This is a genomic window from Providencia sp. PROV201 (genome assembly GCF_028479545.1).
GTDB classification, from domain to species: Bacteria; Pseudomonadota; Gammaproteobacteria; order Enterobacterales; family Enterobacteriaceae; genus Providencia; species Providencia huaxiensis.
This window is the reverse complement of the sequence record NZ_JAMPNW010000012.1, coordinates 118,663-139,626: the sequence shown is the minus strand read 5'-3', so window position 1 is coordinate 139,626 and position 20,964 is coordinate 118,663. Positions and strand designations below refer to the sequence as shown.

The window sequence follows — 20,964 nt, the reverse complement described above, 5'->3', positions numbered from 1 at the left end:
AACAAAAAACGACGCTGGCTCGCCAACAACAAGAAAAGCGTAAGTTGGATAACGCACGCACTTCGCGGCAAAAAACCTTGAATGTCCTTGAAAGTACATTAAAAGAAGACCAAAAAAATCTTGCTGTCCTAAAACAGAACGAAGCAAGATTACGCGATAAAATTGCCAAAGCCGAACGTGAGGCCAAAGCCAGAGCAGAACGAGAAGCTAAAGAAGCGGCCCGCATTCGTGTCCAAGTGGCAGAAAAAGAACGGCAAGCCAAACAGAAAGGTTCAACCTATAAGCCGTCAGAGAGTGAACGCTCACTGATGTCTCGTACTGGTGGTTTAGGGCGCCCTGCAGGGCAAGCTATTTGGCCTGTTCGCGGCTCATTGCTCCATAACTATGGCGATGTCATTTCCAGTGAATTACGTTGGAAAGGCATGGTTATCGCCGCTAACGAAGGAACCCAAGTCAAAGCTATCGCTGATGGGCGCGTACTACTGGCCGACTGGTTACAAGGCTATGGGCTAGTTGTCGTCGTTGAACACGGTAAAGGGGATATGAGTCTCTATGGCTATAACCAGAGCGCCTTAGTGAATGTCGGCCAAGAGGTTAGAGCAGGGCAACCAATCGCCTTAGTGGGGAGCAGTGGCGGCCAAGAACGCCCAGCACTCTATTTTGAAATCCGCAGACAAGGTAAAACCGTAAACCCACGTCCATGGTTAGGCCGATAAATATAGTTAGGGCGATAAATTTTAAATTCAATTAATTAGGATAACGTTATGCTGAAGCACTTACCCGTTCGACCACTCATTGTTTTCTCATTATTAATGATGTGTCTACCGGTGAGTGCGGCAAAGCTAGCGATTGTGATTGATGATTTTGGTTATCGCGTTAAAGAAGATAACCAAATTTTAGCCTTATCCCCCGCGGTGACTATTGCAATTTTACCGAGCTCTCCTCATGGCCGTGAAGTCGCAGAAAAAGCCCATCAGCAAGGCCGTGATATTCTCATCCATATGCCAATGAAACCATTGAGCAAACAGCCATTAGAGAAAGACACATTAGCCCCCTCAATGAATACAGAGGAAATTGACCGCATTATTAAAAATGCGATAAACCGAGTTCCCTATGCAAAAGGGATGAATAACCACATGGGAAGTGAGATGACATCTAACTTAGCAGGAATGCGTAATGTGATGCAGAGCCTGTCAAAGTCAAACTTATTTTTCCTTGATAGTGTGACCATTGGGAATACCCAAGCAGGTAATGCCGCTAAAGAATACGGTGTTCCCACGTTACGTCGCCATATTTTTATTGATAACCACCAATCGGAAGAAGAAACGCGAACTCAATTGAATAAAGCCGTTGCCTATGCACGTAAACACGGCAGTGCAGTTGCAATCGGCCACCCACATCCATCTACCGTTCGTGCGTTACAAAAATACCTTGCCCAACTTCCTGCTGATGTTGAATTAGTGGGTGTTAGTGCCCTGCTGAGCCCTCAACCTACAACGAAACAGCCAACATCATTAAGAATGTTATCTGAAGAAGCGAAAAAAACCTCAGCGCAGCCTAAAACTGAGCAAGCAATACAAGATGAGATCAAAACCCCTCTAACCGAAGATGCAGCAGTTGAGCAACCGGAAACAGCCAGCCAACCAGAAAATATGATTATTCCGCAAGAGCTCGGTATCTGTGAGTTTACATTACCCTCTTCGAAGCTACAGGGAATTGATTTTATTATGTTTGTTGTCGAGGGGATTTATAACGATAAGGCTTTACAACCTTTGTTGGTGCAGGGCGATAAAGCCCAAAAGCGCCCGCTTTTCAAACAATAGCAGTAGCTCATTTTCGATTCCCCTTCTTGGTTCAAAAAAGCCAAAAAGGGGAATTGAGATAATCAATTTAATCCCAGTTTAAAATCACTTTACCAGATTGGCCTGAACGCATGATATCAAAGCCTTTTTGGAACTCATCAATCGAGAATTGATGGGTAATTATCGGTGATAAATCCAAACCAGATTGAATGAGTGTCACCATTTTATACCATGTTTCGAACATTTCTCGGCCGTAGATCCCCTTAATAAATAGCCCTTTGAAGATCACTTGGCTCCAATCTGTTGCCATCGAGGATGGGGGAATACCTAATAAGGCAATTCTGCCACCGTGGTTCATGGTGTCTAACATGGTTTGGAAAGCTGCCGGGGCACCAGAAACTTCTAATGCTACGTCAAAACCCTCTTTCATTCCCAGTTCGTTCATCACATCTTTTAAATTTTCACGACTGACATTCACTGCACGAGAAACACCCATTTTTTTCGCCAATTCAAGCCGATAGTCATTCACATCAGTGATAACAACATGGCGTGCACCTACATGTCGGCACACCGCGGCTGCCATGATACCAATAGGGCCAGCCCCTGAAACCAGCACATCTTCCCCCACTAAATCAAAGGAAAGTGCCGTATGAACTGCGTTACCAAATGGGTCAAAAATAGCCGCGATTTCATCAGGGATATTGTCGGGAATTTTAAAAGCATTGAATGCGGGGATCACTAGGTATTCTGCAAAACACCCTTCTCGGTTAACGCCCACCCCAATCGTATTGCGGCAAAGATGGGTACGGCCACCACGGCAGTTTCTGCAGTGGCCGCAAGTAATATGCCCTTCCCCTGACACTCGGTCACCAATTTTAAAGCCTTTGACTTCCTGCCCAATCGCAACGATTTCCCCTATATATTCATGACCGACAACCATTGGGACAGGTATGGTTTTCTGCGACCATTCATCCCAGTTATAGATATGTACATCCGTACCGCAAATCGCAGTTTTACGAATTTTAATCATCACATCATTGTGCCCGAGTTCCGGTTTCGGAACATCTGTCATCCATATACCTGGTTCAGCTTTCAGTTTGGACAGTGCTTTCATAAAAGACCTTTTATTTGATTATTTTTAGTTTTCTACCAATGCGGGTGAATGCTTCAACAGCGTGTAAAATATCCTCCTCACTATGTGCTGCGGACATCTGAGTACGAATACGTGCCTGACCTTGCGGAACAACAGGGTAGAAAAAGCCCGTGACATAGATACCTTCATCAAGTAGCTCTTTTGCAAAAATTTGGGCAAGCTTGGCGTCACCTAACATCACAGGGATGATGGCATGGTCAGCACCTGCGAGGGTGAAACCTGCCGCTGTCATTTTTTCTCTAAATAACACGGCATTACGCCATAATTTTTCACGTAATGAATGGCCTTCTTTCATCATATCAATCACTTTGATAGATGCGGCAACAATCGCAGGAGCGAGTGAGTTCGAAAACAAATAAGGACGAGAACGCTGACGCAGCCATTCAACCACCTCTTTTTTCGCTGCCGTATAACCACCGGATGCACCACCCAAGGCTTTACCCAATGTCCCCGTGATAATATCGATACGGCCCATCACATCGCAGTACTCATGGCTACCACGACCATTTTCCCCAACAAAACCAACAGCATGTGAATCATCCACCATCACCAAAGCTTGGTATTCGTCCGCAAGGTCACAAATGGATTTCAAATCCGCGATCACACCATCCATCGAGAACACACCATCTGTTGCAATTAAAATATGGCGAGCCCCTGCGGCTTTGGCTTCTTCTAAGCGCGCTTTTAATTCCACTATATTATTATTGCTGTAACGGTAGCGTTTTGCCTTGCTTAAGCGAACCCCATCAATAATTGATGCATGATTTAATGCATCTGAAATAATGGCATCTTCTGCTCCTAATAAGGTTTCAAACAGACCGCCATTTGCATCAAAACAGGACGAATAGAGAATGGCATCTTCCATGCCCAGAAAATCCGCCAGTTTGCGCTCTAAAACTTTGTGGTTATCTTGCGTTCCACAAATAAAGCGAACCGATGCCATACCAAAACCATGGCTATCCATTCCTTGTTTAGCCGCTTCGATGAGCGCGGGGTGGTTTGCAAGACCAAGATAATTATTAGCACAGAAATTAATAACTCGCTGGCCACCTACAATTTCAATGTCAGCATCTTGTGAAGTCGTAATAATACGCTCGTTTTTAAATAATCCATCGGCTTCAATTTGTACTAACTGCTCTTGAATCTGCTGATAAAATCTTTCTGACATGATTTCTTCCTGAATAGTTTCTATTAATAGAGTTTAATAATAGTCTCTATGTGTGGCGATATTCACAGCATAAATAAGTCAAGTTTGTAGCCAAGATCACGATATTTACCTTGTTCTCATTTTAGCGCCAGTTCAATTCTCTTCTATCAATGCTACCGTCTGCGCCAAGAGATGTTATTATAGTCACCAATGACGATCCTATTTTCTTAACCCATTTGAGGTATACCCAATGATCATAGTCACTGGTGGAGCTGGTTTTATTGGCAGCAATATTATTAAAGCCCTAAATGCAATCGGCCGCACAGATATCCTAGTGGTCGATAACCTGAAAGATGGCACTAAATTTGCCAACCTTGTTGACCTTGATATTGCGGATTACGCAGATAAAGAAGATTTCATTGTTAGTATCATCGCGGGTGATGATTTCGGTGAAATTGACGCGGTATTCCACGAAGGTGCTTGTTCATCAACCACAGAGTGGGATGGCAAGTATATGATGGACAATAACTACCAGTTTTCTAAAGAGTTATTACATTATTGCTTAGAGCGCGAAATTCCATTCTTATACGCCTCTTCTGCAGCAACTTATGGCGGTCGTAGCGATAACTTTATTGAAGAACGTCAATTCGAAAAACCATTAAATGTTTATGGTTATTCAAAATTCCAATTTGACCAATATGTACGTGAAATTCTGCCAGAAGCCGATTCACAAGTCTGTGGTTTCCGCTATTTCAACGTCTATGGACCAAATGAAGACCATAAAGGCAGCATGGCAAGCGTTGCGTATCACTTAAATAAACAAATTAATGAAGGGCAGAACCCAAAACTGTTCGAAGGTAGCGATACTTTCCGCCGTGATTTTATTTATGTAGGCGATGTGGCTGCGGTAAATTTATGGTTCTGGGAAAATAATGTTTCAGGTATTTTTAACTGTGGTACAGGACGTGCAGAATCTTTCCAAGCTGTTGCTGATGCAGTCACTGAATTCCACAAAGACAAAAATGTGGCCATCGAATACATTGAATTCCCTGAGAAATTAAAAGGTCGCTACCAAAGCTTCACACAAGCTGACCTGACCAAATTACGTGCCGCTGGCTACACTGCGCCATTTAAAACGGTTGCTGAAGGTGTCACCGAATATATGCACTTGCTCAATAAAGACGCGTAACGCTTATTTCTGAAAAATCATTTATGAAAATATTGGTGATCGGCCCTTCATGGGTAGGGGATATGATGATGTCACAAAGCCTTTATCGCACGATCAAGGCTTTACATCCCCATGCACAGATTGATGTGATGGCGCCACAATGGTGCCGTCCTTTACTCGCCAAAATGCCTGAAGTTAACGAAGCTATTCCTATGCCGCTTGGGCATGGTGCTTTGGAAATTGGTGAACGTCGTCGATTAGGTAAAAGTTTGCAGGCAAATGGCTATGATCAAGCTATTGTATTACCAAACTCCTTAAAGTCTGCACTTGTGCCTTTCTTCGCAAAAATCCCCAAAAGAACGGGGTGGCGTGGAGAGATGCGCTATGGTCTACTCAATGATATTCGCCCATTGAATAAAGAAGCGTTTCCTTTAATGGTACAACGATATGTTGCTCTTGCTTATGATAAGCAAACTATTCAATCAGCTTCCGATATTCCGACACCCATTTTACCACCTAAACTAGTCACTGAACCGCAAGAAGTCACTGAAACTCTGCAAACCTTTGGGGTTGATGGCTCTCGCCCTATTATTGGTTTTTGCCCAGGGGCAGAGTTCGGGCCTGCCAAACGCTGGCCTCACTACCACTACGCTTCTCTTGCTCAAACACTGATTAGCCAAAAAGGCTATCAGGTGCTGCTATTTGGTTCGCAAAAAGACCACGAAGCTGGTGAAGCTATTCGTTTAGAGCTGACCGATGATGCTAGATTGCATTGCCATAATTTTTCAGGGAAAACATCGTTAGAACAAGCTGTTAATCTAATCGATGCCTGCCATAGCGTTGTCAGTAATGATTCGGGTTTGATGCATGTTGCAGCTGCACTCGGTAAACCGCTTGTCGCTTTATATGGCCCAAGTAGCCCTGATTTCACCCCGCCATTATCAGATAAAGCAGAAGTGATCCGCCTAATTACGGGGTATCACAAAGTGCGTAAAGGTGATGGTGAAAGTGGTTATCACCAAAGTTTGATTGATATCCAACCTCAATTAGTTATCGATGCGTTAGCTCGGTTAAATATAGGTATTCAATGATGAGAGTATTATTAGTCAAAACATCTTCAATGGGGGATGTTTTACACTCATTACCTGCACTGACCGACGCACAACAAGCCATACCCAATATCCAATTCGATTGGGTCGTTGAAGAAGGCTTCGCGCAAATCCCAACATGGCACAGTGCCGTTAACCAAGTGATCCCTGTGGCCATTCGCCGCTGGCGAAAAAATTGGTTTTCTGCACCGATCAGGGCCGAACGTGCGGAATTTCGCAAGAAATTACAAGCAACACATTATGACGCGATTATTGACGCGCAAGGATTATTAAAGAGCGCTTTTCTTGTCACCCGCTTGGCTCATGGTGATAAACATGGCTATGACCGCCATAGCATCCGCGAACCATTAGCCAGCTTCTTTTATGACCACCGTTACGCAATCAGCAAGCAACAACATGCCGTTGAACGTATTCGCCAATTATTTGCCAAAAGCCTTGGTTATACCTGCCCAACGCAGCAAGGGGATTATGCGATTGCTCAACACTTTTTGCAGTCACAAGAAGAGCCTCAAAGCCCTTATGTCATTTTTCTGCATTCAACCACCCGTGATGATAAACACTGGCCTGAAAAAAATTGGCGAGAACTCATCGGGCTAATGGCTGGGAGTGGTATCAAAATCAAGTTGCCCTGGGGTGCACCTCATGAGCAGCAACGTGCAGAACGATTAGCAAAAGACTTTGATTTTGTAGAAGTTTTACCCAAGCTCACTTTAGCCGAAGTTGCACAGCAAATTGCTAATGCTAAAGCTGTCGTTTCTGTCGATACTGGGCTTAGCCATTTAACCGCGGCACTTGATAAACCTAATTTTACCCTGTTTGGCCCCACTGACCCCGGCTTGATTGGGGGATATGGGCAAGGGCAGCATGAAATTAAGTCAGTTGATAATTCGATGGAAAGCATCAGCGCTGATGATGTTTATCAGCAGTTGACCTGCACAATTCTATAATGCAAGGAAGCGGCTAATAGCCGCTCTCTTACGTTTTACTTCTCTGGTGCAATAAACCCAAAGCACATGGTTTCAGGTGCGGCATCCGGTTCAGAACGATAAACCACATCTTCTTTTTCTATCGTAAATTGTGGCCAGAACTTACGTACCTTAGCGAAGTTTTCATGGGCGCAATCATCATATTTCTTACCCAGCAATAACGCCCCATGTTGGCGAATTTCAGCTTCCGTAATCTCACGGTTATAGATATTCGGTGGCATATGCTTTTCCATCGACCAAGGCTGAATGACATGTGGCCTATCCTTGCCATAAATAATAAACCATTGATATTGGTTATCTTCCCCGCCAACATATTTAACTGGCATACCATAGCGCTGATACCAGCGCTGCTCACCGTCTGCTATCAAGGTTTTCACGCCAATAAATTTTTGCCCTGCTCCGCGAATATTAGCTGCTTGAACAATAAGGTACCCCGCAATAACCACGCCACCAAAGATAGCCAAACCAATTAGCGATTTTTTCAATGGCTGTTTAGGCATCACTGTTATAGAGCCGACAAATAACGGTGCACTAATCGCCATAAATGGCTGCAGCCATTCAGTTATTCGGCCGCCATCGTGAAAAGAGAACCAACCGTAGATCACAATCAGAGGAAAAAGAAGAATAAAGTTAGCCATACGATTCGCTGCCGCTTTCGGCCACCCTAACTTTCCACCGCTGCAATAAATGATAATCGCTGCAATCACTAACGGATAAAACACGCTCAGCGCCGCTTGTGTGGTATGAAGATTAAACCCAGGGTCGATTTGTGAATCTACCCATTTGAAAGCCGAAAAGTCCGTTGCCATCAACCAAAAGAAATTTGGTAATACCAAAGCAAACCACAACGCAATCGCAAGGTAAAAAACAGGGTGGCGATAACTTTGGCGAACGTGTTTCACAAATATAGTTAACAAGAAAACAGACCCAACTAGCGCCAAAGTTGAGTATTTCCCCATTGTTGCAAGGCCAGCAAATAATGCAAACGGTAACCACCATGCAGGATTATCATCAACGGCACGTAAAAAGAAATAAATAACCCAAGGCCATAATGTCACTAAAATATAGTTATCATTATAAGGAATGATATCGAAATTAATGACACCTGATAAATTCAACATTAGCATTGCAAACCAAGCGAGGTCGCGGCGCCCAGTTAAACGAAAAGCCAGCTTCCACACGCCAAGTAAACCGAATGCAATACCCACAAAGTGGCTAAAATACCAATAAAAACTATAGGAAATATCAAGGTAAATTGCAGGCCACATCATGACGCCAACAAACCATGGGTTTTTAGGTGATCCCCACTCCCCGTTCATCCCCCAATTTACCGCTTCTACTGTGTCATAAGGTACGGTTGGGTCGAAATAAAAACTCGCTAAGATCCAAGCTATGGCATAGCTTATGACCCATACATAAACATATTTATTTGAAATTGATTGATTAGTGGCTGGCATATAGTCTTAGAAAAATAAACAAAAGTTCCAACATTCCATTTGGATACTACCCTAATAGTAATAAACCAAATCGAATGACTCTATAATAAGCAGGGAAGTCTACTATAGTTTAAATGCAATACTAGGATGTGCCAGAAAATATTCACAATCTATTGTTGTAATGTTCAAGTTAATATTCAAAAAAAGACATTACTTGGCATTATTGCTCTCGCGGAGGCAAATAGGGTTGCAATAATTTTAATAATCTTTGAAGGGCACCTTGGTTCTCATGAAGAACTTCGGCGGCATGACGTCCATAATATAAGCGGTAATCTTCATCAGAAAGCAAACTCGTCACGGCTTGAGCCATCGATTCACTGTCTGTTACCGTAATCAATCCATCGGCTTGAGTCAGTTTTCCGCAAATATCTTTAAAATTGAATGTGTGAGGCCCCATTAACACGGGGAGCGCATGGGCTGCTGCTTCGAGTGGGTTATGCCCCCCAGTTTCGACCAAGCTTCCCCCAACAAAGGCAATATCCGCAATTCCATATAACAGCATCAATTCACCCATCGTATCACCGATCACCACTTGGATATCTGCTGTAGGGATTGTATTAGCGCTACGACGAATAAACGTTAAGCCAGCTTTTTGGGTCAACTCTTCTGCTTTTGCAAAACGTTCTGGATGGCGAGGAACTAAAATTAAAAGCAAATCAGGAAAACGGGATAGCAATTTTTGATGGGTTTCTAATACAATGGCTTCTTCACCCTCATGAGTACTGGTCGCTATCCAGACAGGGCGATGTGCTGCCCATTGGCGGCGCAAAGTTATTGCCCTTACAGCTAATTCAGGCGTCACTGAGATATCAAACTTCAAGCTCCCCGTTACACTCAATTGCATCCGCCGTAACCCTAATTGAACGAAGCGTTCACCATCTTCCTGATGTTGTGCTGCAACCATCGTGACATTACGTAGCATACGTTTCACAAAGCTACCGAGCTTTTGATACCCCGCAGCAGAGCGCTCAGAAAGTCTCGCATTTGCAATAACCAATGGAATTTTACGTTTATGCAATTGATTAATCATGTTTGGCCATAACTCAGTTTCCATAATGATCACAAGTTTTGGGTCGACTTGTTTCAGGAAACGGCGCATTGAACCAGGGAGGTCATAAGGTAAATAGACGTGGTCGACATCATCACCAAACGCAGAAAGAACACGTTCTGAGCCAGTTGGCGTCATCGTGGTCACTGTAATTGGCAAAGACGGATAGTGATGGCGAAGTGCACGGACTAATGGAACGGCTGCGAGGGTTTCCCCGACAGAAACTGAATGTAATAAAATGCCTTGAGGTTTTACTTTTCCTGCACAAAAGCCATAACGTTCGCCCCAACGTTTACGATACGCAGGCGCTTTACGGCTGCGCAGCAATAGGCGAACCCATATAAATGGTTGGATAAGATAAAGAAGTACCTGATATAGACGCAGCAATAACATTCGATCTGATTCACTTACCAAAATTGGCGCTATCTTACCATAAAGCGCAAATAAAAGTGTGCAGAATATGCACCTAAAAATAGCGGTAAAATCTCATCTACAGTTGCAACCATGCTAGATAGCCGATAATGTTAGCGCTTATTCATGCTGTTTTTTCGAATAGAAAATACAAACAACGAGATACTATCGCCATGAAACATAAGGCTATTTACCCTGGTACGTTTGACCCTGTGACATCAGGACATGTTGATATTGTTACCCGAGCAGCAGCAATGTTTGACCATGTTTTGCTGGCTATTGCGAATAGTCAACGAAAAAACCCGATGTTTTCCCTTGATGAGCGCGTTGCCCTAGCTAAAGAAGTCACTTCTCACCTTGATAATGTTGAAGTTGTTGGGTTTTCTGAATTGATGGCTAGTTTTGCGCAAAAAAATGGTGCCAATATTCTTATTCGAGGGGTTCGTTCTGTAGCTGATTTCGAGTATGAGTGGCAATTAGCGAATATGAACCGCCATTTTGTTCCTGACTTGGAAACCGTATTTTTATTACCATCGCAAAGTTTATCCTTTGTTTCTTCTTCTTTGATCAAAGATGTTGCACTTCACGATGGTGATATTTCATCTTTCCTACCCCCAGTGGTTGCTGAGGCAATGCTAAAGAAACTCAATAAAAAATAGTAAAAGCGCACTATTTTTGACACTGTGGGCAAAAGAAGGTGCTACGTTGCCCCTGTTTAATGCTTTCTATTGGCGTACCACACATTGGACAGGGTTCCCCCTTTTTCCCATAGACAAACAACTCTTGGGCAAAGTAACCCGGCTTACCATCCGACTGTAAAAAATCTTTTAGTGTCGTGCCGCCTTGCTCAATGGAGCGTTGTAACACCTTTTTGATCTGTTGCACGAGCTCGGTAATTTCAACCAATGTTAATGTATTAGTGATTTTTTCAGGTGATATTTTCGTCGCAAATAATGCTTCATTGGCATAAATATTACCTACACCAACAACCACTTTGTTATCCATTAACCACGGCTTAACAGCCACTTTTTTCTTTTGCGCTAATTCATAAAGATACTGCGGGTTAAATGCGTCTGATAATGGCTCAGGGCCTAAGTGTGCAAGCACAGAACTATTTTCTAAATCATCACACCAGAGCCAAGCGCCAAACCGACGAGGGTCTGTATAGCGTAGCACTTTGCCATCTCGCATGACTAAATCCACGTGGTCATGTTTTTCCTCCGGTAATTCTTCGGTCAAAATACGCACACTACCAGACATGCCCAGATGAACAATAACCCAACCTTTTTGCAATTCAATCAGCAAATACTTAGCGCGACGTTGCACACTCAGAACTATTTCGTCTGATAAACTTTTAATCTGTTCACTAACCGGCCAACGTAATCGACTATTGCGTACAACTGCGTAAGATATTGTATTTCCGACTAAATGTGGCTCTATTCCACGGCGGCTGGTTTCAACTTCTGGTAGTTCTGGCATCTATACTCCTAATTCTTACCAAAAAATCTTACTTCTCTGTTTATATCACATAGGTTATCCTAATACAGTAGCCTTACTTATATTATAAATACAGAGTAAATATTTTGATGACTAAACAATTTTTTAAGAGCAATGGCCTACCGCAAGTACTAAATGGATATGTCCCAGCAACAATACTTTTGCTTTGTATCATATCCCTGATATTAGTCCCATTTAAGCCTAATATAACTAGCAAAATATTTAATTTAACAGGTTTCATTGCAATAGTAACTGTTTTGGCATCTCCAAAAAATTATTTTAAAAATAATAAATCACTAGTAATCGCTCTTCCATTATTTCTCATTGGGCTGTCCCATTTAGCTTGGGTTGAACTATATAAAACCAGCGACTCATTATATAAAAATGTTTATTATGGATATTTTCAAATGGGTAAAATTGCTATTTTTTGTAGTTTTATTTTATTATGTATAGATAAAATAAAGGGAACAATTAAATTAAGCCAGCTTCATTTTTACACAGCATTATTTACTCAACTGAGTGTTTTTCTATATGCGCTATATCAAGCAATTTACTTGAACTCCCCTCGCGTAGAACTATCATTTGGGAATGCATCGAATGCAACAGGAGCTGCTTATGCTATGATATTTTTATCACTGTATTTTCAAACTGTATTTCCACAATCAAAGATAAAATTTAATCACATTATTTATTTTACATCATTAGTACTTACTTATATATCTATTCTATTAACTGAAACCAGAGCTGCAATATTAGTTTATCCTTTCATTTCAATCTTCATATTTTTTCTACACTCAAGAGAAACAAATACTAGAATAAAGAAAAACAGAATTTATCTATTAATCCCAATTTTAGTTTTATTAATCTGTGGGTTATTCTTCTCAGATTCTATCTCTTCTAGAATGAACTTAGCAGCAAAAGAGGGAATGTTATATATAGAGAAAGGTAAGTCTTCTTCTGTTGGCGATCGATTATCTATGATAAAAGCTGGAATCTACTCTTCAAATGATAATTTCTTTTGGCAATCAGCAGAAGAACGAAATAATAAGATAAGTGAACTCGCTAAAATCGATAAAAGCTTACAAGGTGCGACAAAACACTTTCATGCACATTTGCATAATGACCTTGTGGAAAGTCTCTCGACCAAAGGTTGGATTAGCGGTGTAATACTAACACTAATATTTTATCTAGCTATTATCCTATATGGAATAAAAAGTGATAAAAACCCTTTTATATTAGGGGTCGCTATTAGTCTTATTACTTTAGGTTTTAGTGATGCATTAATCATATCAAAGCAAGTATCTTTAACATGGAGCTTAGCTTTAATATTAATAATAAGTTGTATCGCGATAAAAAATAATCGCATTACATCAACCTAACTTTTTTAAAGTTTAGCAGCCTAATTATCTTCCAGAGAGTGATATTATTTAACTGAAAAATTCTCACTCTTTTTTTATATTTACCTGATAAATTATTTAACTCAACACAGTCTTCTTTGCTTAAAAAATTATTTTCATATAACTCTTTAAGCTTATCATATTTTTTATTTAAAAATAGCTTCCAAATATATCTTAATTTCCTATCAAGAATATTATTTTTTAGCAAATTAAAAATTTCTTTTTTATCTTTTCCATCATAGCTTTTTTGTATTATTTCACTGAGCGTTTCCATTGCAAATATATCATGAAGATAATCTTTTTCACCCCATGCTGAAGTCGTTAAAGAACCCTCACGATAATTATGGTGATATAAATAATCTAAGCTCATTTTACATTTTGCCAATGTTAATAACTGACATATAAATAATATATCTTCAGCAAAGAATAATTTTTCATTAAACCGAATATTATGATAATCAATGAATTTTTTCTTAATTATCATTGAACCAATATGAAAAGAAATTTCACCAGATAAATACTTAGCTAACAAATGGTCATCACAATATAATGACGGCTGCTTATCTATACTATTCTTGTAATGTTTATAGTACCCACAAAGTTGTACATCTACATTATTTTTTCTTGCGTTATTTATTAGAATAGAAAAAAATTCCGTTTCAAGTTGATCATCACTATCTAAAAAACAAATGAATTCACCTTGAGCATTTTCAATGCCAATGTTTCTTGCTCTTGAAACTCCTCCATTTGGTACTGATATGATTCTAATCAATTGATTAAATTTACAGTATTCATCAAGCAAATCTAGAGTATTATCCGTTGAACCATCATCAACAACAACAATCTCAATATGATAATCGTCAGGAGCCAGGATGGAATTTATGGTATCTAAAATGAAATCACTGGAATTATACACAGGTACAATGACAGAAACGAGAGGTTTTTCTCTAGAACAATAGTTATCAATAAGAATATGTTGATTATTCATCATGTTTACCAGTAAGATACCCTTATACTTCCATATAAAATACTATCTTTATAGCAAGCTTCGTTTATAACAGCTAAACTATACTAAATCATTACAAATAAAACCATAACCTTATATAAAATTAATTGTTATCTTATAGGCCTTAGACACATAGCTATGACAAAAAAAATTGATATCAAAAAAATACTATTCAGCATATTAGCATTAGCTATTTTGATTATTTTTTCTAAAATGATGCTAAAAGGTTCAGGTATTTCTCACCCTAGTGTTCGAGATATTACACTAGTCTGCCTCTTTTTTATCATATTAAGCTCATCTCAAAAAGCCTATTGGGTAATCGGTTCGATAATAGTGGCAATATATGCATTGTATACCCCTATCGGGCTTACATTTGGAACTCCTACCTATCAATACCTTGCATCTTTAATTGCTACTGATGCATTAGAAACTGCAGAGTTCTTTACTCAGATCCCATTAAAAAATTACCTCTCTATTCTAGTTATTATTGGTGGTTTTATTTTATTTAGAAAAATAACTAATTCTAAAAAAATACAGTTTTATAAAAACAAATCATTAATTATATGTTTAATAATTATAGCTTTAATAGACCAAGTTCCTTTTAGAATATTTAATGAAGGTTATCAATCAATTAATAGTTTACAAAAAGAACTCGAAACACTTAGTCCTTATACCCAAAAAAGTAATTGGGGTGTGTCTACACTTAGAAATGATGAAAAACTTTATGATGATTACATATTAATTGTTGGTGAAAGTGTAAGACGTGATTATATGGGGATTTATGGGTATCCAATAAATAACACACCATTCTTATCTCATACAAATGGGACTATTGTTGATGGTTTAACCGCTCCAGGTACAAATACGATTTCTTCATTACGTCTTATGTTAACACTTCCTAATATAGCTGAGTGGACACCAAACTATGGCCTAAATTTTATTGATTTAGCTGAGTCTGCAGGTTTTAAAACATACTGGCTGTCAAATCAAGGTTTTATTGGAGAATATGACACACCTGTTAGTTTTATTGCAGCGAGAAGCTCCCTCAAAAGATTTATGAAAATTGGAGCTTATAATTCGAGTAATTCAAGTGATTTTGAATTACTCGATATTTTTAAAAAAGAGTTAAATACAACGGTATCGAAAAATCAAAAACGACTTTTCGTTATTCATTTGTATGGTTCTCACCCTGATACATGTGCTCGTATTGAAGATTTTGAAAATAAATACTTAACAGAGGATGATAAGTATACCAATATTTCTTGCTATGTTGCCAGTATTGAAAAAACAGATCAATTAATTAGCAAAATATATGATACACTGAAAAGCCAAGAAAATAAAAATAACCGTACTTTCTCTATCCTCTATTTTGCAGACCATGGATTGTCCCATAATCTTGTTGATAATAAGCTAAAAATGAGCTTGAGTAAGTCATCTACGAAGATATTAAACATTCCTCTAATTAAAATATCCTCAGATGATAAAGATAGAAATTATATTAAATCGAAAAAATCAGGATTATTTTTTACTGAGGGATTAGCTAACTGGTTAGGTATTAACAATGCTAAATTGAAAGAAAATTACAGCCTATTTTCATCATTAAAAGATGATGAAAAATATGATCCTATAGAGCAATATAAGGGATTACGTCAAGATAATGATGATGCAATTGATATTCGAGGAAAATGATATCTAAAATTAAAGGCCAGGGGGTATAAAACCCCTGGCCTTTAGTTATTTAAATCTTTTATATTCAAATAAGCTTTTTATACCGCTAATAAATTTACGTTGATGAAACTCGTGTTTATACCTTTCTTGATATTCTGGTTTTTTCTTCGCCTGCACTAACTGGCAATCTCGCCATGGAGAAGTATCAAAAGCAATCTTGAATGTTTCACTAGAAGGATATTCTGTTCCCCAGTAATGCCAAGGCTTAGTCGCCCCAGTATAGTGAATTAGCTTAGTTGAAGGTTTAATGAAATCTTTATAGTTAATTTTTTCTAATTCATTCTTTAATGTATATATACAGTTGTAATCTCTTGATAAATAAATATTATTACAATCAAATAAAATATTGAGTGCATCTTGATCTAAATATTTTAACGGTTTTCCTGTATGATTTTCTGTAATTAATTTAAATGCCTTTTTTGTGAACTGATTGGCATCCCACTTTTTTAGGTTTAAAAAAATCACGCCAGCATTAAAATATTTATTTTTTAGGCTTGTGATTTTTAATCTTGACTCACAAGACTCTTGCATACTAGGAACATCAGGAATTACTGCCGCATACTCACCTTGAAAAACAATATGAGTATAGTCTACTAAGCTTCCCTTACAAAATACATCAGCGTCTAAATAAAGAATCGACGGAATTACCTTACACAAATGGTCAAAAATAAAAAATCTAAAATATGTAGCATAAGACCATACGTGGGATGTAGGAAGCTTTTTTAGCTCTTCTGAATTCAAAACATATACATCAATACTTACCTTTTCATTTGAAGCTAACTTTGCAAGCTTCATTAAAAAGTCATCATCAATAAAATCTGTAAACAAATGAAACTTTAAATTGATATTTCTATTATTTATAATAATAGAGTTCATGGATATCCCAGAGCCAAACAAAAACCCTTTATCTACACCATAAGCGATATTTAGATCCGCTTCTATTTTGTTTTTCCCTAGCTCTATCTTTTCTTTTATTAAATCCACGTAACCACCTATTATCACTTTATTTTACTAATGAAGTATTGAATATATGAAATAAAACCTTTCATATATTTTCTTTGGTTTATTTGATGCTTAGCACAATAACGTAAATAATTGCTATTACTAGGAACCATTAAAGGAACCTGACTCCATGGTGATACTCGTCTTGCTCTATGAAATGGTTCTGCAGATGAGTAAGATGCCCACTCATGCCATGGTTTTGTTGGACCAACATAATGAATAAAAACAGTATTTTCATTCACAGGATAAACAAAATTATCCTTTAACTCATAATTCAAGCTAAACTGAGTATTAAAAATACCTTGGAGATAAATCACCTTTCCCATGAGTAAGATATTGAGTACATCCTGATCAGGATAACTGAGTTTAACAGCTAAATTTTCATCCATTAATAAATCAATTGATTTTTCAGTGATTTGTTGTTTTTGCCAGTTTAATAGGTTTATATACATGACACCACTATTAAAATAGCCCTCCGAAATTGCGAGAGTATCTAGAGAATTAGCTCGGTTTATCCACCATTTTTCATCTCGTTCAGCTACGACAGCTGCAACTTCTTCACTTAATGTTAGAGAAACCAGCTCATTAATTTTATTATGACAAATTATATCCGCGTCTAAATACAGTAAATAGTTAATTTTATTTTTAAAATACTCGGCGATAATAAACCGAAAATAAATTGCATGAGTCCAATTTTTGGTCGTTGGTAATTTATTGAGATTTTTTGCATCAATATAATACAAAGTAATCTTCGTGTTATAGGTTAAACAAATCTCTCGAAATCGCTCTATATTCTGATGATTCATAGAATCATCAATAAACACATGAAAATTAAATTTTTTATCTGGGTTTTGGGTTAAAATGGAAACTATTGAAATTCCGCAGCCATATAAAAAGTTTGTATCGATACCATACGCAATATTAATGTCATTAGGTATATACTCACCCTCATGCCCAAGGAATATTGCTTCTTTTATCATCCCATTAAATTCAATTTTCATAGCCATCTCTCGAGATTCAATTTCCTACAATCCACGCTTTTCTGTTCTGAGCCTAATTTTTTCAGCCTTACGACTAACTTTCTCGATAAAATTTTGCTCTTGCTTTAAAATCTTCTGCAAGGATAAGCCAAAATAAAACTTCATAAAACGAAAAATATCACGCTGAGTGAGCCCAATATTTAATGATGAATAATATAAACCAATTAAGTCTTTATTTCGCCAGCGAGTTGGAACAGAATTTCTGAGTTGTGCTCTGTGCAAATCAATAACCGATATTTTTAGCTGTTCTTCATTTCCCGCAAATGGCAAATGCAGTAAAAAATGGCAAATATAACAATCACGATGGTTAATACCAGCCGCGTGCATTTTACGCACCATCTGCGCGACTCGACGAATAATCATTTGTTTAGTACTAAACGTTGGCGGGTTATCTAGCCAATTCGCACAATAATCTTCTAAACTCACCGTCGGGGTTAAATCTTCAGTAATAATAAAGGAGTGGCGACGAAGAGGGTTAATCCCTTTTTGCCCAAAAGCTCGGCCATTCATAGTATCAACTCCCACTTGAGTAAGTCGATGAATAGCATTCCACTCTCTATCCGCCCCTAATACAGGCAACCGAAAAGATAATAAGTTTTTAAGGACTTCTTTCAGTGTAGTCCCATAATGAATTTTTATAAAATAGCTGCGCCCTTCAAGTTCAAAACGCAGCGTTTTACGCGTCTCTAACGCACGAAAAACTTCACCTTGTAACTTATCTGTCTCGATAAAAGGATCTTTGTTTTTCCACAATTCATTAAAAGGGGTTTTTAAGTCAATCATTTGTTTCCCCCTAAAATAATATCTGCGGCTTTTTCTGGTAAACTATACAAATCTTCTGTATCCGCAAAATGTCGCGCATTACTTGCCCATTGCGCTAATTGAACCGAATTCTTTAAGCTATCGACTAATGCCAAATTTAAAACCGTTTGTTCAAAGGGTTCGCTTATCACAATACCGCATTGAGCTTGGCTAATAAATGAAGCATATCCACACACTTCTGTGACAATAATCGGTAAACCTGCAGTAATCGCTTCTAATAACACAATACCTGCCGCTTCTTGATAAGCCGGGTGCATTAATATATCGGCTGCAGCCATTAATTCTGCAATATCATTACGGCCGCTAAAGAAAGAAACTTGCGAACCGATGCCCAACGTTTTCGCTAATTGCTGGTATTTCGCCGGTTTATCTTGGCCAACTACCATCAATAACGTGTTTTTCTTAATCTCATCGGGCAATGCCGCAATGGCTTTTATCGTACGGTCAACACCTTTGCGTTTGAAGTCAGAACCCACCTGTAATACTAAAAATGCAGACTCAGGTATTTGATTTTTTTCACGATAAACTCTTTTCGCATCTACAATTTGCTTATCATACTTTCTATCTTGGGCGATACCGGGAGGCAGCATATGGAAACGCTCATTTTCGGTTTCATAATGCTTTTTGAAATGACTAATTTGATGTGGCGTTAACATTAATAACTGTGTCGGTTTCCCCACAGCAAAAACGGCTTTTTCAAATTCGGCATAATGTTTATAGCGAGGTGTCAGCTTATAAAAAAAACCTTTTTCTTCAGCGACTTTCTGGGCATAGCAGACATCTGCTGCATAATACACATCCAGGCCTGGCATTTTATTGAAGCCAATTACCCGCTCAACAGGATGCTGCTTTAAATGCGCCAACACCCAGTCATAATATTGTGCATTGCGTCCGTGATTCGTCTTCGATGTCACCGGCACGATAATAATTTCAAAACCATCCGGCTTATCACCTTCCCATGATTGGGTATAGACACGTACGTGATGCCCACGTGATTGGCATTCGGTTGCAATACGTAGAAAATCCCGTTGTAACCCACCAAACGGAAAGTATTTATATAAGCAAAATGCCAAATTCATGTTAATACCTTGTCATCATAGAGCGAATATTCATCGGCAACATTTTCTCTGTTGCTTTAATTACATCGGATGCAGGGACAATAGATAAATATTTTTTACTGCGATCAAGTTCATTTCGCGGCGGCATGGGTTCATAGTCTCCCGCCCAAAATTGCACGCTATTATCGCTCCAAGGCCGCCAAAAAACATGATTTGTCGCACCGAAAAGGCACACAATGGGTGTATTGACGGCTGCTGCAATGTGCATTGGTGCAGAATCAACACCAATAAATAAAGCGGCATGAGCAATCAATGCGCCTAGCTCAGGAAATGAAGTTTTCCCTGCAAGTTCAGTAACAGGTTTTGTTTGGCAACCATTTGCAATCTCATCGATACATTCTAAATCTTCTTTACTCGGCCCCGAAGTTAAAACGACTTGATAACCACGAGATTGCAATGCATCGATGACGGCTGAAAATTTTTCATTATCCCAACACTTAAAAGCTTGGCGTGCTGTTGGTTGAATAACGACATAACTGCTATGAACCCCCAGTCTTAACAACCTTTCATCAATATTTTTCCAATCCTGCTCTGAATAAGCCATTGTTAGATGTGTTTTTAGTTCTTTTATTTCTAACGGCTTGAGCACTGATAAGTTATTTAGAACAACATGCTCGCCCTCAGGCTCTGTCAAATGCGTAAAACTGTTACGCCAATATTTAGAATCTCGATGGGCAAACTGATGGGAAATTTTTGTGCTAGCAGGAATAGCCCGAACCAATACACTCACCATCCATTGGTCTGCTAGATTAACAACTAAATCATATTTATTTTTACGCAGCTTTAGCAGCAACTTAATAAAATTACATGCTTTACTCAGCCCACCACTTTTTTTCCCAGATATGCCGTATAACGCGTTAATTTCAGCATTTTCAGAGAGAATGGGGATAGTATCCTGATAAAGTAAAACATCAATTTCAGCATCAGGATATCGGTGTTTTAATGAGCTGATAACAGGTGTTGTCAGCAACATGTCCCCATGAAACCTCATCTTGATCACAAGAATTTTTTTAAACTGTTTTTTCACCAGGCAC

The 20,964-nt window shown here is 38.8% G+C and carries 19 protein-coding genes; 8 read left to right on the top strand and 11 right to left on the bottom strand.

The features are described 5' to 3' along the window. Window positions 1-716, top strand: a 716-nt coding sequence (envC, locus tag PR809_RS12015) for a murein hydrolase activator EnvC (protein ID WP_272524530.1), incomplete at its 5' end; no start/stop codon positions are given. A gap of 48 nt (window positions 717-764) precedes the next feature. After that, on the top strand, window positions 765-1,823 hold the full coding sequence (locus PR809_RS12010; protein WP_206276329.1) for a divergent polysaccharide deacetylase family protein: 1,059 nt from the start codon (window positions 765-767) through the stop codon (window positions 1,821-1,823). Between the two features lie 67 nt (window positions 1,824-1,890). Here PR809_RS12010 and tdh read toward each other — a convergent pair whose 3' ends face one another. Then, entirely contained in the window at window positions 1,891-2,916 is a 1,026-nt protein-coding gene (tdh, locus tag PR809_RS12005) for an L-threonine 3-dehydrogenase (RefSeq protein ID WP_206276328.1), read from the bottom strand. A 10-nt stretch (window positions 2,917-2,926) separates the two neighbouring features. Then, window positions 2,927-4,123, bottom strand: a complete 1,197-nt coding sequence (locus tag PR809_RS12000) for a glycine C-acetyltransferase (RefSeq protein ID WP_206276327.1) — start codon at window positions 4,121-4,123, stop codon at window positions 2,927-2,929. 229 nt (window positions 4,124-4,352) lie between these two features. Between PR809_RS12000 and rfaD the strand changes: the two genes are divergently transcribed. The 3 genes from rfaD to rfaC are packed head-to-tail and all read left to right on the top strand — an operon-like array spanning window position 4,353 to window position 7,326. Next, entirely contained in the window at window positions 4,353-5,291 is a 939-nt protein-coding gene (gene rfaD / locus PR809_RS11995; RefSeq protein ID WP_166267118.1) for an ADP-glyceromanno-heptose 6-epimerase, read from the top strand. 23 nt (window positions 5,292-5,314) lie between these two features. Then, window positions 5,315-6,361 carry an ADP-heptose--LPS heptosyltransferase RfaF gene (gene rfaF / locus PR809_RS11990; RefSeq protein ID WP_206276326.1) on the top strand — a complete coding sequence of 349 codons (1,047 nt, stop codon included), beginning with the start codon at window positions 5,315-5,317 and terminating at the stop codon, window positions 6,359-6,361. After that, entirely contained in the window at window positions 6,361-7,326 is a 966-nt protein-coding gene (gene rfaC / locus PR809_RS11985; RefSeq protein ID WP_206276325.1) for a lipopolysaccharide heptosyltransferase RfaC, read from the top strand. The genes rfaF and rfaC overlap by 1 nt, the downstream gene beginning before the upstream one ends. Window positions 7,327-7,361: 35 nt before the next feature. Here rfaC and PR809_RS11980 read toward each other — a convergent pair whose 3' ends face one another. Both PR809_RS11980 and waaA read right to left on the bottom strand, forming a co-directional pair. After that, window positions 7,362-8,822: a glycosyltransferase family 39 protein gene (locus PR809_RS11980; protein ID WP_206276324.1), complete on the bottom strand. Its 1,461-nt coding sequence runs from the start codon at window positions 8,820-8,822 to the stop codon at window positions 7,362-7,364. 199 nt (window positions 8,823-9,021) lie between these two features. Continuing rightward, window positions 9,022-10,302 carry a lipid IV(A) 3-deoxy-D-manno-octulosonic acid transferase gene (waaA, locus tag PR809_RS11975; RefSeq protein WP_166267124.1) on the bottom strand — a complete coding sequence of 427 codons (1,281 nt, stop codon included), beginning with the start codon at window positions 10,300-10,302 and terminating at the stop codon, window positions 9,022-9,024. 191 nt (window positions 10,303-10,493) lie between these two features. On the opposite strand from waaA, the gene coaD reads away from it, so the two are divergent. Next, the gene (coaD, locus tag PR809_RS11970; protein ID WP_166267218.1) at window positions 10,494-10,979 is read left to right on the top strand and encodes a pantetheine-phosphate adenylyltransferase; all 486 of its coding nucleotides are present in this window, start codon (window positions 10,494-10,496) and stop codon (window positions 10,977-10,979) included. A 10-nt stretch (window positions 10,980-10,989) separates the two neighbouring features. Here the strand turns inward: coaD and mutM are convergent, their stop codons facing one another. After that, on the bottom strand, window positions 10,990-11,799 hold the full coding sequence (gene mutM / locus PR809_RS11965) for a bifunctional DNA-formamidopyrimidine glycosylase/DNA-(apurinic or apyrimidinic site) lyase (RefSeq protein WP_206276323.1): 810 nt from the start codon (window positions 11,797-11,799) through the stop codon (window positions 10,990-10,992). Between the two features lie 107 nt (window positions 11,800-11,906). Here mutM and PR809_RS11960 point away from each other — a divergent pair, with 107 nt between their 5' ends. Then, window positions 11,907-13,196: an O-antigen ligase family protein gene (locus PR809_RS11960; RefSeq protein ID WP_272524529.1), complete on the top strand. Its 1,290-nt coding sequence runs from the start codon at window positions 11,907-11,909 to the stop codon at window positions 13,194-13,196. On the opposite strand, the gene PR809_RS11955 is transcribed toward PR809_RS11960, so the two are convergent. Then, window positions 13,183-14,202, bottom strand: coding sequence for a glycosyltransferase family 2 protein (locus tag PR809_RS11955; RefSeq protein WP_210848677.1), 1,020 nt, complete (start codon window positions 14,200-14,202; stop codon window positions 13,183-13,185). The genes PR809_RS11960 and PR809_RS11955 overlap by 14 nt on opposite strands. Before the next feature lie 156 nt (window positions 14,203-14,358). Between PR809_RS11955 and PR809_RS11950 the strand changes: the two genes are divergently transcribed. Next, window positions 14,359-15,909, top strand: coding sequence for a phosphoethanolamine transferase (locus PR809_RS11950; RefSeq protein WP_206277135.1), 1,551 nt, complete (start codon window positions 14,359-14,361; stop codon window positions 15,907-15,909). Window positions 15,910-15,954: 45 nt separating this feature from the next. Here the strand turns inward: PR809_RS11950 and PR809_RS11945 are convergent, their stop codons facing one another. The 5 genes from PR809_RS11945 to rfaQ are packed head-to-tail and all read right to left on the bottom strand — an operon-like array spanning window position 15,955 to window position 20,957. Further along, a complete protein-coding gene (locus PR809_RS11945; protein WP_181489982.1) occupies window positions 15,955-16,932 on the bottom strand; it encodes a glycosyltransferase family 8 protein in 978 nt (325 codons plus the stop codon). A 14-nt stretch (window positions 16,933-16,946) separates the two neighbouring features. Further along, window positions 16,947-17,951 (bottom strand): glycosyltransferase, encoded by a 1,005-nt coding sequence (locus tag PR809_RS11940; RefSeq protein WP_206276219.1) that lies wholly within the window; start codon window positions 17,949-17,951, stop codon window positions 16,947-16,949. Between the two features lie 24 nt (window positions 17,952-17,975). Continuing rightward, the gene (rfaP, locus tag PR809_RS11935; RefSeq protein ID WP_206276220.1) at window positions 17,976-18,773 is read right to left on the bottom strand and encodes a lipopolysaccharide core heptose(I) kinase RfaP; all 798 of its coding nucleotides are present in this window, start codon (window positions 18,771-18,773) and stop codon (window positions 17,976-17,978) included. Then, window positions 18,770-19,891, bottom strand: a complete 1,122-nt coding sequence (locus PR809_RS11930; protein WP_195697943.1) for a glycosyltransferase family 4 protein — start codon at window positions 19,889-19,891, stop codon at window positions 18,770-18,772. The genes rfaP and PR809_RS11930 overlap by 4 nt, the downstream gene beginning before the upstream one ends. A gap of 1 nt (window position 19,892) precedes the next feature. After that, window positions 19,893-20,957 carry a lipopolysaccharide core heptosyltransferase RfaQ gene (gene rfaQ, locus PR809_RS11925; RefSeq protein ID WP_206276221.1) on the bottom strand — a complete coding sequence of 355 codons (1,065 nt, stop codon included), beginning with the start codon at window positions 20,955-20,957 and terminating at the stop codon, window positions 19,893-19,895. Between the last annotated feature and the right edge of the window lie 7 nt (window positions 20,958-20,964).

Bases quoted from the DNA above. Each gene is read 5' to 3' on its own strand.
- coaD (WP_166267218.1), top strand. From the start codon at position 10,494: ATGAAACATAAGGCTATTTACCCTGGTACGTTTGACCCTGTGACATCA.
- PR809_RS11955 (WP_210848677.1), bottom strand. From the start codon at position 14,202: ATGAATAATCAACATATTCTTATTGATAACTATTGTTCTAGAGAAAAA.
- PR809_RS11950 (WP_206277135.1), top strand. From the start codon at position 14,359: ATGACAAAAAAAATTGATATCAAAAAAATACTATTCAGCATATTAGCA.
- PR809_RS12010 (WP_206276329.1), top strand. From the start codon at position 765: ATGCTGAAGCACTTACCCGTTCGACCACTCATTGTTTTCTCATTATTA.
- mutM (WP_206276323.1), bottom strand. From the start codon at position 11,799: ATGCCAGAACTACCAGAAGTTGAAACCAGCCGCCGTGGAATAGAGCCA.
- rfaP (WP_206276220.1), bottom strand. From the start codon at position 18,773: ATGATTGACTTAAAAACCCCTTTTAATGAATTGTGGAAAAACAAAGAT.
- PR809_RS11980 (WP_206276324.1), bottom strand. From the start codon at position 8,822: ATGCCAGCCACTAATCAATCAATTTCAAATAAATATGTTTATGTATGG.
- PR809_RS11960 (WP_272524529.1), top strand. From the start codon at position 11,907: ATGACTAAACAATTTTTTAAGAGCAATGGCCTACCGCAAGTACTAAAT.
- rfaF (WP_206276326.1), top strand. From the start codon at position 5,315: ATGAAAATATTGGTGATCGGCCCTTCATGGGTAGGGGATATGATGATG.
- PR809_RS11940 (WP_206276219.1), bottom strand. From the start codon at position 17,951: ATGAAAATTGAATTTAATGGGATGATAAAAGAAGCAATATTCCTTGGG.
- rfaC (WP_206276325.1), top strand. From the start codon at position 6,361: ATGAGAGTATTATTAGTCAAAACATCTTCAATGGGGGATGTTTTACAC.
- PR809_RS12000 (WP_206276327.1), bottom strand. From the start codon at position 4,123: ATGTCAGAAAGATTTTATCAGCAGATTCAAGAGCAGTTAGTACAAATT.
- tdh (WP_206276328.1), bottom strand. From the start codon at position 2,916: ATGAAAGCACTGTCCAAACTGAAAGCTGAACCAGGTATATGGATGACA.
- PR809_RS11930 (WP_195697943.1), bottom strand. From the start codon at position 19,891: ATGAATTTGGCATTTTGCTTATATAAATACTTTCCGTTTGGTGGGTTA.
- rfaD (WP_166267118.1), top strand. From the start codon at position 4,353: ATGATCATAGTCACTGGTGGAGCTGGTTTTATTGGCAGCAATATTATT.
- waaA (WP_166267124.1), bottom strand. From the start codon at position 10,302: ATGTTATTGCTGCGTCTATATCAGGTACTTCTTTATCTTATCCAACCA.